The following is a 15,293-nucleotide window of genomic DNA, read 5'->3' as shown; positions in this document are numbered from 1 at the left end:
CGGTCACTCCCTTGAAATCCGCTTAACCGCGTGCGGCGGCAATCTTGATCAGCTTGGCGTAGTAGAACCCGTCGTGACCGCCCTCTTGCGCCAGCAACTGGCGGCCATGCGGTTGCTTGATGCCCGCCTGGCTGGCGATATCCAGCTCGCGAGCGCCCGGGGTGCGGGAAAGGAAGGCTTCGATGACTTCGGTGTTTTCGGTCGGCAAGGTCGAGCAGGTGGCGTACAGCAGAATGCCGCCGACCTCGAGGGTCGGCCACATCGCGTCGAGCAGTTCGCCTTGAAGCGCCGCGAGCGCCGCGATGTCATCCGGCTGGCGGGTCAATTTGATGTCCGGGTGCCGACGAATCACGCCGGTCGCCGAGCAGGGCGCGTCGAGCAGGATGCGCTGGAACGGCTTGCCGTCCCACCACGTCTGAGTGTCGCGGCCGTCGGCGGCGATCAATTCGGCGCTGAGGCCCAGCCGCTCAAGGTTTTCCCGCACGCGAACCAGACGCTTGGCTTCCAGGTCCACGGCCACCACGCCGGCCAGTTTGGGCTCGACTTCAAGGATGTGGCAGGTCTTGCCGCCCGGTGCGCAGCAGGCGTCGAGCACCCGTTGGCCCGGTGCCAGGTCCAGCAGATCCGCCGCCAGTTGCGCGGCTTCGTCCTGCACGCTGATCCAGCCTTCGGCAAAGCCTGGCAACTGGCGCACATCGCCCGGCGCGTCGAGCACGATGCCATCCCGGCTGAACACGCACGGTTTGGCCGCGACGCCGGCATCGTTCAGCAAGGCGAGGTAGGCATCGCGGGAATGATGGCGACGGTTGACCCGCAGGATCATCGGTGGATGCGCATTGTTTGCCGCGCAGATCGCTTCCCACTGCTCAGGCCAGAACGCCTTGAGGGATTTTTGCAGCCAGCGCGGGTGAGCGGTGCGCACCACCGGATCGTGCTCAAGCTCGGCCAGCAGCGCTTCGCTTTCACGTTGGGCGCGGCGCAGCACGGCGTTGAGCAAGGCTTTGGCCCACGGCTTTTTCAGCTTGTCGGCGCAGCCCACGGTTTCGCCGATAGCGGCGTGAGCCGGGACACGGGTGTACAGCAACTGGTAGAGGCCAACCAGCAACAGCGCTTCGACATCGGCATCGACCGCTTTGAACGGTTTTTGCAGCAGCTTGGCCGCCAGCGCCGACAAGCGCGGCTGCCAGCGTGCGGTGCCGAAGGCCAGGTCCTGGGTGAAACCGCGATCACGGTCTTCGACCTTGTCCAACTGCGTCGGCAGCGAACTGTTCAGCGAAGCCTTGCCGTTAAGGACGGCGGCCAGAGCCTTGGCGGCGGCCAGACGCGGGTTCATTGGGCGTCCACCGCTTGCCCCAGGACGGTCCCAACGGCAAATTTCTCACGACGGCTGTTGAACAAGTCGCTGAAGTTCAGCGCCTTGCCACCGGGCAATTGCAGACGGGTCAGGCACAGCGCCTGTTCACCGCAGGCGACGATCAAGCCGTCCTTGCTGGCGCTGAGAATCTCGCCCGGTGCGCCCTTGCCTTCAGCGAGGCTGGCGGCCAGCACTTTCAAGGCTTCGCCATTGAGCGTGCTGTGGCAGATTGGCCACGGATTGAACGCGCGAACCAGACGTTCCAGCTCGACCGCTGGATGGTTCCAGTCGATGCGCGCTTCGTCTTTGTTCAATTTGTGAGCATAGGTGGCGAGGCTGTCGTCCTGCACTTCGCCTTCCAGCGTGCCTGCGGCCAGCCCGGCAATCGCCTGAATCACTGCTGACGGGCCCATCTCGGCGAGACGATCATGCAGGCTGCCGCCGGTGTCAGCGCCGCTGATCGGTGTGGTGACCTTGAGCAGCATCGGCCCGGTGTCGAGACCGGCTTCCATGCGCATCACGGTCACGCCGCTTGCAGCGTCGCCCGCTTCGACGGCGCGCTGGATCGGTGCTGCACCGCGCCAGCGTGGCAGCAACGAGGCGTGGCTGTTGATGCAGCCCAGACGCGGGATATCCAGCACCACTTGCGGCAGGATCAGGCCGTAGGCCACGACGACCATCAGGTCCGGCTTGAGCGCGGCCAGTTCGGCCTGGGCGTCGGCGTTGCGCAGGGTGGGCGGTTGCAGCACCTGGATGTTGTGTTCCAGAGCCAACTGTTTGACCGGGCTCGGCATCAGCTTTTGCCCACGGCCCGCCGGACGATCCGGTTGGGTGTAGACCGCAACGATCTCGTAAGGGCTGTCGAGCAGGGCCTTGAGGTGTTCGGCGGCAAATTCGGGGGTGCCGGCAAAGACGATGCGCAGTGGCTCAGTCATGGGAATTCTCGGTTGAAAACACGCGGAAAAGAAAAAGGCTTGCCGCAGCAAGCCTTTGGAGGGGCATCAAGCGTTCTGGCGATGGAGCTTTTCCAGTTTCTTCTTGATCCGGTCGCGTTTGAGCGTGGACAGATAATCGACGAACAATTTGCCGTTGAGGTGGTCGCATTCGTGCTGAATGCACACCGCCAGCAGCTCTTCGGCGATCAGCTCAAAAGGTTTGCCGTCACGGTCCAGGGCGTTGACCTTCACGCGTTGCGGGCGGTCGACGTTTTCGTAGAAGCCCGGCACCGAAAGGCAGCCTTCCTGGTACTGACCCATCTCGTCGGTCAGGACTTCGAACTCGGGGTTGATGAACACCCGCGGTTCGCTACGGTCTTCGGAAAGGTCCATGACCACGATGCGTCTATGTACGTTGACCTGGGTCGCCGCGAGGCCGATGCCGGGTGCTTCATACATTGTTTCAAACATGTCATCGACCAACTGCCGCACTTCGTCGTCCACTACGGCCACCGGTTTGGCGATAGTACGCAGGCGCGGGTCGGGAAATTCGAGGATGTTCAAAATAGCCATAAGCGTAATTGCTGCACGTGTGAAGTAAAGTCTGGGCCGATGGCCTGGCGGGTCCGAAGATGCAGGCTACCGTTGTAAAACGTAGCTCCCTTCTTTTCATTAGCAAGGGGGGAGCGAGCCACGGGGGCTCTGGCGTTCTACGCGAATGCACATAATAAAGGGATTCACCGCATGAGGAAATCACTACTCGCCTTGCTGCTTCTGGCCTCGGCCGGTTTCGCACACGGACAAGTGCAACTCAAGGAAGGTTTTCCACAGCATTACACGGTGGTGGCGGGTGACACACTTTGGGACATCTCTGGGAAATTCCTTCGCGAACCCTGGAAATGGCCCGAACTCTGGCAGGCCAATCCGCAAATTGAAAACCCCAACCTGATCTATCCCGGCGACTCGCTGTCGCTGGTCTATATCAACGGGCAACCGCGCCTGACCCTCAATCGCGGGGCTTCACGGGGCACCCTCAAGCTCTCGCCACAAGTGCGCAGCACGCCGATGGCCGACGCCATTCCGAGTATTCCGCTGCGATCGATCAACAGCTTCCTGTTGAGCAACCGCATCGTCGACAACCTGGAGGACTTCAACAAGGCGCCGTACATCGTTGCCGGCGACGCCGAACGGGTGCTCAGCGGCATGGGCGATCGCATCTACGCACGCGGCAAGTTCGACCCGGCGCAGTCGGTGTACGGCATCTTCCGCCAGGGCAAGGTCTACAGCGACCCGCAAAGCAAAGAGTCTCTGGGAATCAACGCCGATGACATCGGCGGCGGCGAGATCATCGCCACCGAAGGTGATGTAGCGACCCTCGCCTTGCAACGCACTACCCAAGAGGTCCGTCTCGGCGACCGTTTGTTCAGCGGCGAAGAGCGGGCGATCAACTCGACCTTCATGCCCAGCGCACCCAAAACCGATATTCACGGCTTGATCATCGACGTGCCACGGGGTGTTACGCAGATCGGCGCGCTCGACGTGGTGACCCTGAACAAGGGCCAGCGCGACGGTTTGGCCGAAGGCAATGTGCTGGCGGTGATGAAAACCGGTGAAACCGTGCGTGACCGGGTGACGGGCGAGCAGGTGAAAATCCCGGATGAGCGCGCCGGTTTGCTGATGATCTTCCGCACCTACGAAAAGCTCAGTTATGGCTTGGTGCTCAACGCTTCACGCTCCCTCGCGGTGATGGATAAAGTGCGCAATCCGTAAAAGACTCAACAAGTTACCAACAGACTTATCCACAGCTTGTTGCTGATTCAACAGGACCAATAACGATCAAGGATGATCTTATGCCGCTGTTCGCCTCTACGCAGGTTTCACCCGCGGAACTGGAAGCGCGTTTGCGTTTACATCGTCTCCCGGAGCTCGGTCCACGACGGTTTCAAAAGCTGCTCGAAGCCTTTGGTTCGGCCTCAAAAGCCATCAGTGCCCCGGCCAGCGCCTGGCGCGCGTTGGGGCTGCCAGCGGCGTGTGCCGAGGCCCGACGCAGCCCCGAAATACGCGATGGTGCCTACCATGCACTGGCCTGGTTAGAGCGTGAGGGCCAATATTTACTGATGGTTGACCAGCCGGGCTACCCGGCACTGTTGGCAGAAATCAGTGATCCACCGCCGCTGCTATTTGTTGCGGGCGATCCGGGCATTCTGGAAAAACCGCAGCTGGCGATGGTCGGCAGCCGACGCGCGTCGAGGCCGGGAATGGACACCGCCGCAGCGTTTTCCCGCAGCCTCGCGGGCGCCGGTTTTGTTATCACCAGCGGTCTGGCGCTGGGCATCGATGCGGCGGCGCATCAGGCCGCGCTGGATGTTGGAGGGCAGACGGTTGGAGTGCTCGGCACTGGCCTGGAAAATTTTTATCCACAGCGCAATCGACGCATTGCCGACGCGATGATTGCTCAGGGCAGCGCGGTGGTGTCCGAGTTTCCGCTGGACGCCGGGCCACACGCCAGCAACTTCCCACGGCGCAACCGGATTATCAGCGGATTATCCCTCGGGGTGCTGGTGGTCGAGGCCAGTGTTGCCAGCGGCTCGTTGATCACCGCCAGGCTGGCGGCGGAGCAAGGGCGTGAAGTGTATGCGATTCCAGGCTCCATCCATCATCCCGGCGCCCGTGGTTGCCACCAGTTGATCCGCGATGGCGCGGTGTTGGTGGAAACCATCGAACATATCCTCGAAGGTCTGCGCGGTTGGCAGAATCTGCCGTTATCCACAGAAGCCCCGGCGCCCATCGATCACCCGTTGCTGTGCCTGCTGTTTGCCGCGCCGCATACCAGTGAGGCCTTGGCCGACGCGGCGGGATGGGCGTTGTCGAAGGTATTGGCCGCGCTGACAGAGCTTGAAATGGATGGCCGGGCGGTGAGCGAAGGCGGACGCTGGTTTGCACGCCTACGCTAGGTTCATGAAAGATCGGTAAACTGCGCACAGCCTTATTTTGGAGAGTCGGTAATGGTCAACAGTTGGCGTGTGCAACAAGCCGCACGAGAAATTCGCGCAGGGGCGGTGATTGCCTATCCAACCGAAGCCGTCTGGGGCCTGGGTTGCGACCCGTGGGATGAAGAGGCGGTGTATCGCTTGCTGGCGATCAAGGGCCGTTCGGTGGAAAAGGGCTTGATCCTGATTGCCGACAACATTCGCCAGTTCGACTTCCTGTTCGAAGACTTCCCGGAACTGTGGATGGATCGCATGGCCAGCACCTGGCCGGGGCCGAATACCTGGCTGGTGCCCCATCAAAACATGCTGCCGCAATGGATCACCGGGGTGCACGAGACCGTGGCGCTGCGGGTCAGCGATCACCCGCTAGTGCGGGACTTGTGTGCGTTGGTCGGGCCGTTGGTGTCGACTTCAGCCAACCCGCAAGGCCGGCCGGCAGCGCGCACGCGAATTCGCGTCGAGCAGTATTTCCGCGGGCAAATCGACCTGGTGCTGGGCGGTAACCTGGGCGGGCGCAAGAACCCGAGTGTGATTCGCGATCTGGCGACGGGCAAGGTTGTGCGCCCGGATTGAGACCGACTTGAGGCCTTCGCGAGCAAGCCCGCTCCCACACTGGATCTATGTCGTACACAAAATCTGTGTTCACTGAAGATCTACTGTGGGAGCGAGCTTGCTCGCGATGAGGCCCGATCAAACACCCTGATACTTAAGGCAAAAGCACCGTCGACCCGGTCGTACGCCGTGCCGACAACTCAATCTGCGCCTTCGCCGCTTCCGCCAATGGATAACGCTGGCTGATGTCCACTTTCAGCTTGCCGCTGATGATCATCCCGAACAGCTCATCGGCCATGGTTTGCAGGTTCTCGGCAGTGTTTGCGTAAGTCCCCAGGGTTGGCCGGGTCACGTACAGCGAGCCTTTCGCGGCGAGAATCCCCAGGTTCACCCCGTCCACCGCCCCCGACGCATTACCGAAACTCACCACCAGCCCGCGTGGCGCTACGCTGTCGAGCGAGGTCAGCCAGGTGTCTTTGCCGACGCCGTCATAGACCACCGAGCACTTTTTGCCGTCAGTCAGTTCCAGCACCCGCTGTGCGACGTTTTCCTTGCTGTAGTCGATGGTTTCCCAGGCGCCGAGGGATTTTGCCAGCGCGGCTTTCTCCGGTGAGCTCACGGTGCCGATCAACTTCACGCCCAAGGCCTTGGCCCACTGGCAAGCCAGCGAACCGACACCACCGGCAGCGGCGTGGAACAGAATGGTTTCGCCACCCTTGAGTTCATAGGTCTGACGCAGCAGGTACTGCACGGTCAGGCCCTTGAGCATGACGCCCGCGGCCTGTTCGAAGCTGATGGCGTCCGGTAGATGCACCAGATTGTCTTGCGGCAACACATGCACCTGGCTGTAAGCACCCAGCGGGCCACTGCCATAGGCCACACGGTCGCCGACCTTGAAACGAGTGACTTCGCGGCCCACCGCTTCGACTACGCCTGCGCCTTCCGAGCCCAGGCCTGATGGCAGGGCGGGCGGTGCATAGAGGCCGCTGCGGAAATAGGTGTCGATGAAATTCAGGCCGATGGCCTTGTTGCTCACGCGCACCTGCTGCGGGCCAGGCTCGGCCGGTTGGAAGTCCACATACTCAAGCACTTCGGGGCCGCCATGGGCTCGGAACTGGATACGTTTGGCCATCTGCTCTCTCCTTGGGTCTTGGCTACTAGCGTTGTAGCGCGTAGCGCCCTATCGGACTCCTAAGCTTGATCTTCGTCAACTGCGACGGTCACGAGTGCAGTGTTATGCTACGCGCCCATTTGCGCCGGCCGCCGTTCTGATCGAGCGCCGCGTAGCTTTGCCCGATTCAAGGTGATGCCATGACTACCCGCACCGAGGCCGTTAAAGCCTACCTGCTCGACCTGCAAGACCGTATTTGTGCCGCGCTGGAAGCCGAAGACGGCGGTACTCGCTTCGTCGAAGACGCCTGGACCCGGCCTGCCGGTGGTGGTGGTCGCACGCGAGTGATCGAAAACGGTGCAGTCATCGAGAAAGGTGGCGTCAACTTTTCTCACGTCTTTGGCAGCGGTCTTCCGCCGTCCGCCAGCGCCCATCGGCCGGAACTGGCCGGGCGCGGCTTCGAAGCCCTTGGCGTGTCGCTGGTGATTCACCCGCACAATCCACATGTACCGACGTCTCACGCCAACGTGCGCTTTTTCATCGCTGAGAAAGAAGGCGAAGAGCCGGTCTGGTGGTTTGGCGGCGGCTTCGACCTGACCCCTTACTACGGCAATGAAGAAGACTGCGTGCACTGGCACCGCGTGGCTGCGCAGGCTTGCGCGCCGTTCGGTCCGGACGTCTACAGTCGTTACAAGGACTGGTGCGACAGCTATTTCCACATCAAGCATCGCAACGAGCCCCGGGGGATTGGCGGCCTGTTCTTCGATGACCTGAACGAGTGGGACTTCGACACCTGCTTCGCTTTCATGCGTGCTATTGGCGACGCTTACATTGATGCGTACCTGCCGATCGTCCAGCGCCGCAAGGCGCAAGCCTTCACCGAGAAACAGCGCGAATTTCAGGAATTCCGTCGCGGGCGTTACGTCGAATTCAACCTTGTTTACGACCGTGGCACGCTGTTCGGCCTGCAATCGGGTGGGCGTACCGAGTCGATTCTCATGTCGCTGCCGCCGCAAGTGCGTTGGGGCTACGACTGGAAGGCCGAGCCAGGCAGTGAAGAAGCGCGCCTGACCGAGTATTTCCTGCAAGACCGCGATTGGTTGGCTAACGCCTGAACGAGGAATCCTGATGGACCGTTACGTCGTATTCGGTAACCCGATTGGCCATAGCAAATCGCCGTTGATCCATCGCCTGTTTGCCGAGCAGACCGCTCAGCACCTGGACTACAGCACCTTGCTGGCGCCACTGGATGACTTTTCCGGTTGTGCCACCGAGTTTTTCCGCGAAGGCCGTGGCGCCAACGTCACCGTGCCGTTCAAGGAAGAAGCCTATCGTCTGGCCAACAGCCTGACGGAACGGGCGCAGCGGGCCGGTGCGGTCAACACCTTGAGCAAACTGGCCGACGGCAGCCTGTTGGGCGACAACACTGATGGCGCTGGGCTGGTGCGGGATTTGACGGTCAACGCCGGGTTCAGCCTGCGCGGTAAACGCATTCTGCTGCTGGGCGCAGGCGGTGCGGTGCGTGGCGCGTTGGAACCGTTGCTGGCCGAGCAGCCGGCGTCGGTGATCATCGCCAATCGCACGGTGGAAAAAGCCGAATTGCTGGCCGAGCTGTTTGCCGATCTCGGCCCGGTGTCCGCCAGTGGTTTCGACTGGCTGCGTGAGCCGGTGGACCTGATCATCAATGCGACGTCGGCCAGTCTGTCAGGCGATGTACCGCCGATTGCCAGCAGCCTGATCGAGCCCGGCAAGACCGTTTGCTACGACATGATGTACGGCAAGGAACCCACCTCGTTCTGCCGCTGGGCCAGCGAGCACGGCGCGGCGGTGGCGATGGATGGCCTGGGGATGCTGGCCGAACAGGCCGCCGAAGCGTTCTTCCTGTGGCGCGGCGTACGCCCGGATACCGCGCCGGTGCTGGCCGAACTCCGCCGGCAGTTGGCGCTTTAAGATCAAAAGATCGCAGCCTTCGGCAGCTCCTACGCCGTACTCCTGTAGGAGCTGGCGAAGCCTGCGATCTTTTCAATCCTCAAACCGGATCGGGCATTTCTCCGCTCCTTCGAGCTTTATCAACTCTTCGACCACATGCCCCCGCGCCCGGCGCAGGATCAGGCTGCGGTTATCTCTAAGCAGTCGTCGCGCTTCCTGGTGCAGCATCTCTACGCCGGAATAGTCGATGAAGTTGATGTACTGCGCTTCGATCACCACCTTCAGACCTTGAGTATGTTGCAGGCGGACTTGCAGGTAGTGGCTGGCACCAAAGAAGATCGAGCCACCGAACCGCAGAATCTCTTCATCGCCTTCGCGCCATTGCTGCACGCGGGGTTGCGAGGTGCGTTTGAGGTAAAAAAACAGCGAGGCCAACACCCCGGCGTAGATCGCCGTTTGTAGCTCCAGCAGCAAGGTGGCGACGCAGGTCAGTGCCATCACCGCGAATTCGGCATGGCTGACCCGAAACAAAGCGCGAATGCCGCGATGGTCCACCAACCCCCAGCAAATCAGCAGAATGCTCCCGGCCATCGCTGGAATCGGGATCTGGGCAATCAACGCTGCCCCAGTCAGCGCAAACAACGCCACCCACAGTGCCGAGAACACCCCGGCCAGCGGCGAACAGGCGCCCGCTTCATAACTCAAGCCCGAACGGGTAAAGGAGCCAGCCGACAGCGAGCCTGCGAAAAAACTGCCGACAATGTTCGAAAGCCCCTGCGCGCGGACTTCCTGATTCGCATCGAGCAACTGCTGCGAGCGCGCTGTCAACGAGCGGGCAATCGACAGGCTGGTGACCAGCCCGAGCATGCCGACCGCCACCGCGCTGGGCAGCAGGCGCAACACCAGGTCCAGATCCAGCGGTAACGGGCTGAACGGCGGCAACCGGCCCACGAACGAGCTGACCAACTTCACATGGCCAAACATCGATGGCCACAGCCACACCAACAGGCCGCTGAAGATCAGGCTGAACAGCAGACTCGGCCAGCGTGGCACCAGCAGTTTCAGCGCGATGCCTACCGCCAGTGTGACGAGGCCCAGCGCCAGCGACGGTTTATCCAGCTCGCTGATGTGGCCGATCAAGGACATCAAACTGTTCAGCGCCGTGGCCTGATTCGGCAGATCCAGCCCCAACAGGTTCGGCAACTGCCCGAGGGCGATCACCACCGCCGCACCCAAGGTGAAGCCCAGCACCACCGAGTGCGAGACGAAGTTCACCAAGGCACCAAAGCGCAGCATGCCCAGCAACCACTGGAAAACACCGGCGAGGAAGGTCAGCAACAGGATCAGCGTGACGTAGTCCTGGGAGCCGGGTACGGCCAAGGGACTGACGCTGGCGTAAAGAACGATGGAAATCGCCGCCGTCGGGCCACAGATCAAATGCCAGGAAGAACCCCAGAGGCAGGCGATCAATACCGGGATGATCGCGGCGTACAAGCCGTATTCGGCGGGTAACCCGGCGATCAATGCGTAGGCAATGGACTGCGGCAACGCAAGAATCGCCCCGCTGAGACCAACGACAAGGTCGCGGCCGACGCTGGCACGGGTTTGCCGGGGCAGCCAGCTGAGAAAGGGGAAGAGTTTATGGCGGTTGGGGATTGCCATGGATCCTCTCGGTGAGTGACTGAAAATGCTTCAGAGTGGTGTTTCAGTTGCGGCGGTGCAAGGGCAAAAATCGATTCGCGAGCAAGCTCGCTCCCACAGGTTCGCGCATTTCTCTGTGGGAGCGAGCTTGCTCCGGGCGGCGATCCGACGATGGCGTCCTCGGACTTTATAACTTGGCTTTGACTACTGACAACGCATCCTTCCCATCCGCCGTTTTCACGCCATCCAGCCACTTCTCCAGCACTGCCGGGTTGGCCTTGATCCACGCCTTCGCCGCGTCGGCGTTGCTGACCTTTTTGTTCACCACCTCGGCCATGATGCTGTTCTCCATCTCCTGGGTGAAGCTCAGGTTGGTCAGCAGCTTGCCGACGTTCGGGCAGGCCTGTGCATAACCTTTACGGGTCAGGGTGTGGACGCTGCCGGTGTCGCCAAAGTACTTTTCGCCGCCCTTCAGGTAATGCATTTTCAGCTGCACGTTCATCGGGTGCGGGGTCCAGCCGAGGAAAGTCACGAACTTCTGTTTTTTCACCGCACGGGAGACTTCGGCGAGCATCGCCTGTTCACTGGACTCGACCAGCTTCCACTGGCCGAGGTTGAAATCATTCTTCTTGATGATCTCTTGCAGCGAGATGTTCGCCGGGGCACCGGAGCCGATGCCGTAGATCTTTTTATCAACTTCTTTTGGGTGTAGCTCGGCGTACTTGTTGAGGTCGGCAAAGTCATGCACGCCGGCATCCCATACGTAGTCCGGCACGGCCAGGGTGAACTCGGTGCCGTCGAGGTTCTTCGCCAGTTGGGTGACATCGCCATTGGCCACGAACTTGTCGTAGAAGCCTTGCTGCGCCGGCATCCAGTTGCCCAGGAACACATCGACCTGGCCATCCTTGAGCCCGCCAAAGGTGATCGGCACCGCCAGGGTGTCGACCTTGGCCTTGTAACCCATGCCTTCAAGCAGGAAACCGGTGATGGCGTTAGTCGCGGCGATGTCGCTCCAGCCCGGATCTGCCATTTTCACCGTGTCGCAACTTTGCTCGGCGTAGGCCGACACACTGCTCAAGGCCAGCAGCCCCGCTGTCAGTACTGTGGATAACCTTTGCATGTTCTTCCCCTTACGTTATTGGTTTTGGCAGGGTTGTGGATAACGTGCTTTGCGCTCCAGATCATCGAGGTCGATGTGGTTGCGCATGTATTGCTGACTGGCGTCGACCAGCGGCTGGTGGTCCCAGCTCTTCAGCTTGCCGAGCGTCAGTGCCTGAGAGACGAAACGTCGTCGACGCTGGCTGTCGAGCACCTGTTGGTGGATCGCCGGGATGTTCCATTTGGCCCGCGCTTCGGCGAGAAAATCGTCGAACAACGGGCGATTTTGCGCGGATTGGCTGAGTTCTTCCTGTTCACGCGGATCGTTATGCACGTCGAAGAGCAGACACGGGTCGTCTTCGCTGTAGATGAATTTGTAGGCACCGCGGCGGATCATCATCAGCGGACTGATGGTGCCTTCAGCCATGTATTCGCCGAACACTTCGTCGTGCCCGCCCTGCCCCAGCAAGTGTGGAACCAGCGAACGACCGTCCAGCGGCAAACCGGGTTCCAGGCTACCGCCGGCCAGTTCCACCAACGTCGGGAGCAAATCGGCAGTCGACACCGCTGCGCTTACTCGGCCTGCCGCAAATTGCCCCGGCGCACTGACCAGCAGTGGCACCCGGGCGGCCATTTCGAACCAGTGCATTTTGTACCAGAGCCCACGCTCGCCGAGCATGTCGCCGTGGTCGCCCGAGAAGACGATGATGGTGTCGTCGATCAGTCCGGTTTCTTCGAGGGTTTGTAGAAGTTTGCCGACGTTAGTGTCGATATAGCTGCATGCACCGAAATAGGCGCGGCGCGCATCGCGGATCTTATCCACAGGCAGCGGCTTGTCCCACAGGTCGTAAACCTTGAGCAGACGCTGGGAATGCGGATCGAGTTCGTCTTGCGCCGGGGTTTCCGGCAGCGGGATGTCTTTGTCGTCGTATAGGTCCCAAAAGGCTTTGGGAATGGTGTACGGATCGTGTGGGTGAGTCATCGACACGGTCAGGCAGAACGGCTGATCGCCGTCTTCGCGGATGTGATCGAACAGGTACTGCTGGGCCTTGAACACCACCTCTTCATCGAAATCCAGCTGATTGGTGCGCACGCAGGGCCCGGCCTGCAGCACCGAGGACATGTTGTGATACCAGCTCGGGCGCACGTCCGGTTCATCCCAGTTCACTGCCCAACCGTAGTCAGCCGGATAGATATCGCTGGTCAGGCGTTCTTCGTAGCCATGCAGCTGATCCGGGCCACAGAAATGCATCTTGCCGGACAGCGCAGTGCGGTAGCCGAGGCGCCGCAGGTAGTGGGCATAGGTCGGCACGTCCGCAGGAAAATCTGCCGCGTTGTCGTAGGCGCCGATCTTGCTCGGCAACTGGCCGCTGACCAGGGTGAACCGCGAAGGGGCGCACAACGGGCTGTTGCAATACGCGGCGTCGAACACCACGCCCTGCGCGGCCAGGCGGCTCAGGTTGGGCAGCTTGATCGGTGATGGGCCGTAGAACGGCAACAGGGGCGCGGCCATTTGATCGGCCATGATGAAAAGAATGTTCTTGCGCTTCATGTGATCGCGGCATTCCATAGTGAGGAGTTATGCGAAAGTGCTGTGATCGAGGATGTAGCCCATGCACTTCGTGGTAAATCCCACGCCAGGCAATGACTAGGATAAGAGCAGCTTATGTATGACGCCCTTGGTGATTTGTCCCTGGACCTGTTCCGCGCCTTTGAAGCCGCCGCGCGTCATCGCAGCTTCACCGCCGCGGCAGTGGAGCTCGGCACCACGCAGCCCGCTGTCAGCCAGCAGATCAAACGGTTGGAGGAGCAACTCGGTACGCGGCTGTTCGACCGCATTTACCGAGGCATCGAGCTGACCGAGGCCGGGGCGATTCTGTTCGAGCAAGTGCAGGCCGGTTTGCAGAGCATCGACGCCGGACTGAATGCGATCAGCGCCCAGCATCAGCACGAGGTGTTGCAGGTGGCCACCGACTTCGCCTTCGCCGCGTATTGGCTGATGCCGCGCCTGCACCGCTTTCACCAAGCCAACCCGCAGGTGGACGTCAGCCTGGTCACCAGCGAGCGCAGCCACACCATGCTGCGCACCGACATTGATGTGGCCGTGCTGTTTGGCGATGGGCGTTTCAAGCAGGGCGAAAGCCATTGGTTGTTCAGCGAAGAAGTGTTCCCGGTGTGCAGCCCGTTGCTGCTCAAGGAGCGCACGACGCCCCTGCCCGCTCACGCCCTGCAAGCGTTGCCGCTGCTGCATTTGCGCGGCGAAAACAGCAGTCACTGGTTCGATTGGAGCGGCGTATTCCGCGCACTGGGTATCGCCACACCACCCGCGCCGGGGCAGTTGCGCTTCGACAACTACACGCTGTTGATTCAAGCGGCGATTGGCGGCCAGGGCGTGGCCATCGGTTGGCGGCACCTTGTGGATAACTTGCTGGCGCAAGGTTTGTTGTGCCGGCCGATTGCCGAGACGGCGATATCGAGCTTCGGCTATTACGTGGTGCTGCCCCAGCGTAAACGCCGCAGTGCGCTGATCCAGCAGTTCGTCGACTGGCTGATGGCCGAACAGGCCAGCAGCGCTGAATCACTGACTGGCTTGGCCCTGCCGTCGATTGCGGTGTAGCGTTGCGGGTGGGGAATGAATCCCGCGACACGAGAACGCTATGCAACAGATCACGGGCTACCACGCCCACGTTTACTTCGACGCGAGCACGATTGATCAGGCGCGAGCCCTGTGTGAGAAGGCTGCGCGGTTGTTCCCGCTGAAGATGGGCCGGGTGCACGAACGGCTGGTCGGCCCGCACCCGGACTGGAGTTGTCAGCTGGCCTTCGCGCCGGAGCAGCTTGGCGAAGTGCTGCCGTGGCTGGCGCTCAATCGCAAAGGTTTGGTGGTGTTTCTGCACCCGGATACCGGTGATGACCTGGCTGACCACACCGATCATGCAATCTGGATGGGTGCGATACGGCCACTGGATTTGTCGATTTTTTGAGCAGGGTGGGAGCTGGGTTGGCTGTCAGGGCCTCATCGTCGGAACGCCGCCCGGAACAAGCTCGCTCCCACATTGAAATGCGTTCCCCTGTGGGAGCGAGCCTGCTCGCGATGGCGGTGGTTCGGACTACACAAAACCCCGATCAACACTCAATACAACACACCCTCCAGCACCTCATAAACCACCCCGGTGCCTATGGCAATCAGCACAATGTCGCCGCCCATGCGTCGCCATTCGTAACCCGGATAGTACGGCAAGTGTTCGAGGGCTCGGCTGTCCAGGCGTTCGCCGTAGTAGCCGCGCGGCAAGGGCTGGCCTCTGACCCAACGAATGCCCGGCGGTGGCGGTGTGCCGCGTACGAAATACCCGTGGTTGACGCGGATGACTTCGCGTACCGGGCCGAAGTCCCGTGGTGGTTCGCGGTAGTACCGGCCATGATCGCGGTGATCATCGTCGCGATGCTCATACCGCGGGCCGCCGCGATCATGATCGTCGCGTTCATCGGCGCTTACGTGGAGCAAGGGCGTGGCGCTGAGCATCAATACACCCAGGCTGGCGATCAGGCGTTTGGGCATTTTCATTTGGGTCTTCCTCACAGCGTCCACAGCAAAAAAAGGGGGCTCAGAACTCGGTTCCAAACCCCTGGGTCTTGCTATTTAGTCTGCGGCGCCGGGCGCTAATTCCTCTGTATCAGGAACT

15 protein-coding genes are annotated in these 15,293 nt (G+C 61.2%); 7 read left to right on the top strand and 8 right to left on the bottom strand.

The window, feature by feature from the left end:
• Nucleotides 1-22: 22 nt before the first annotated feature.
• The 3 genes from rsmB to def form a co-directional block, all read right to left on the bottom strand.
• On the bottom strand, nt 23-1,333 hold the full coding sequence (gene rsmB, locus AC1RPZ_RS03655; RefSeq protein ID WP_493134996.1) for a 16S rRNA (cytosine(967)-C(5))-methyltransferase RsmB: 1,311 nt from the start codon (nt 1,331-1,333) through the stop codon (nt 23-25).
• Nucleotides 1,330-2,289 (bottom strand): methionyl-tRNA formyltransferase, encoded by a 960-nt coding sequence (fmt, locus tag AC1RPZ_RS03650; RefSeq protein ID WP_493134994.1) that lies wholly within the window; start codon nt 2,287-2,289, stop codon nt 1,330-1,332. The genes rsmB and fmt overlap by 4 nt, the downstream gene beginning before the upstream one ends.
• Nucleotides 2,290-2,355: 66 nt before the next feature.
• Nucleotides 2,356-2,862: a peptide deformylase gene (gene def / locus AC1RPZ_RS03645; RefSeq protein ID WP_493134992.1), complete on the bottom strand. Its 507-nt coding sequence runs from the start codon at nt 2,860-2,862 to the stop codon at nt 2,356-2,358.
• A 171-nt stretch (nt 2,863-3,033) separates the two neighbouring features.
• Between def and AC1RPZ_RS03640 the strand changes: the two genes are divergently transcribed.
• The 3 genes from AC1RPZ_RS03640 to tsaC all read left to right on the top strand — a co-directional run bounded on the left by AC1RPZ_RS03640 (nt 3,034) and on the right by tsaC (nt 5,852).
• Nucleotides 3,034-4,059 carry a LysM peptidoglycan-binding domain-containing protein gene (locus AC1RPZ_RS03640; protein ID WP_493134990.1) on the top strand — a complete coding sequence of 342 codons (1,026 nt, stop codon included), beginning with the start codon at nt 3,034-3,036 and terminating at the stop codon, nt 4,057-4,059.
• 80 nt (nt 4,060-4,139) lie between these two features.
• Nucleotides 4,140-5,243, top strand: a complete 1,104-nt coding sequence (dprA, locus tag AC1RPZ_RS03635) for a DNA-processing protein DprA (RefSeq protein WP_493134988.1) — start codon at nt 4,140-4,142, stop codon at nt 5,241-5,243.
• Nucleotides 5,244-5,294: 51 nt separating this feature from the next.
• Entirely contained in the window at nt 5,295-5,852 is a 558-nt protein-coding gene (tsaC, locus tag AC1RPZ_RS03630; protein ID WP_493134986.1) for an L-threonylcarbamoyladenylate synthase type 1 TsaC, read from the top strand.
• Nucleotides 5,853-5,985: 133 nt separating this feature from the next.
• Here the strand turns inward: tsaC and AC1RPZ_RS03625 are convergent, their stop codons facing one another.
• Nucleotides 5,986-6,963 carry an NADPH:quinone reductase gene (locus AC1RPZ_RS03625; RefSeq protein WP_493134984.1) on the bottom strand — a complete coding sequence of 326 codons (978 nt, stop codon included), beginning with the start codon at nt 6,961-6,963 and terminating at the stop codon, nt 5,986-5,988.
• 179 nt (nt 6,964-7,142) lie between these two features.
• On the opposite strand from AC1RPZ_RS03625, the gene hemF reads away from it, so the two are divergent.
• Nucleotides 7,143-8,057, top strand: coding sequence for an oxygen-dependent coproporphyrinogen oxidase (gene hemF, locus AC1RPZ_RS03620; protein WP_262111456.1), 915 nt, complete (start codon nt 7,143-7,145; stop codon nt 8,055-8,057).
• A 13-nt stretch (nt 8,058-8,070) separates the two neighbouring features.
• Nucleotides 8,071-8,892 (top strand): shikimate dehydrogenase, encoded by an 822-nt coding sequence (gene aroE, locus AC1RPZ_RS03615; RefSeq protein WP_493134982.1) that lies wholly within the window; start codon nt 8,071-8,073, stop codon nt 8,890-8,892.
• Between the two features lie 72 nt (nt 8,893-8,964).
• Here aroE and AC1RPZ_RS03610 read toward each other — a convergent pair whose 3' ends face one another.
• The 3 genes from AC1RPZ_RS03610 to betC form a co-directional block, all read right to left on the bottom strand.
• The gene (locus AC1RPZ_RS03610) at nt 8,965-10,533 is read right to left on the bottom strand and encodes a SulP family inorganic anion transporter (RefSeq protein WP_493134980.1); all 1,569 of its coding nucleotides are present in this window, start codon (nt 10,531-10,533) and stop codon (nt 8,965-8,967) included.
• Nucleotides 10,534-10,699: 166 nt separating this feature from the next.
• Entirely contained in the window at nt 10,700-11,632 is a 933-nt protein-coding gene (gene choX / locus AC1RPZ_RS03605) for a choline ABC transporter substrate-binding protein (RefSeq protein ID WP_493134978.1), read from the bottom strand.
• A 15-nt stretch (nt 11,633-11,647) separates the two neighbouring features.
• Complete coding sequence (betC, locus tag AC1RPZ_RS03600) at nt 11,648-13,162, bottom strand: choline-sulfatase (protein ID WP_493134976.1); 1,515 nt, start codon at nt 13,160-13,162, stop codon at nt 11,648-11,650.
• Between the two features lie 114 nt (nt 13,163-13,276).
• On the opposite strand from betC, the gene AC1RPZ_RS03595 reads away from it, so the two are divergent.
• Entirely contained in the window at nt 13,277-14,227 is a 951-nt protein-coding gene (locus AC1RPZ_RS03595; protein ID WP_493134974.1) for a choline sulfate utilization transcriptional regulator, read from the top strand.
• A gap of 40 nt (nt 14,228-14,267) precedes the next feature.
• The gene (locus AC1RPZ_RS03590; RefSeq protein WP_493134973.1) at nt 14,268-14,594 is read left to right on the top strand and encodes a DOPA 4,5-dioxygenase family protein; all 327 of its coding nucleotides are present in this window, start codon (nt 14,268-14,270) and stop codon (nt 14,592-14,594) included.
• A 149-nt stretch (nt 14,595-14,743) separates the two neighbouring features.
• On the opposite strand, the gene AC1RPZ_RS03585 is transcribed toward AC1RPZ_RS03590, so the two are convergent.
• A complete protein-coding gene (locus AC1RPZ_RS03585) occupies nt 14,744-15,175 on the bottom strand; it encodes an anti-virulence regulator CigR family protein (protein WP_493134971.1) in 432 nt (143 codons plus the stop codon).
• Nucleotides 15,176-15,293: the final 118 nt, after the last annotated feature.

Source organism: Pseudomonas sp. GW822-FHT02D10 (assembly GCF_058802345.1).
This window is presented reverse-complemented; position numbering and strand designations above follow the sequence as displayed.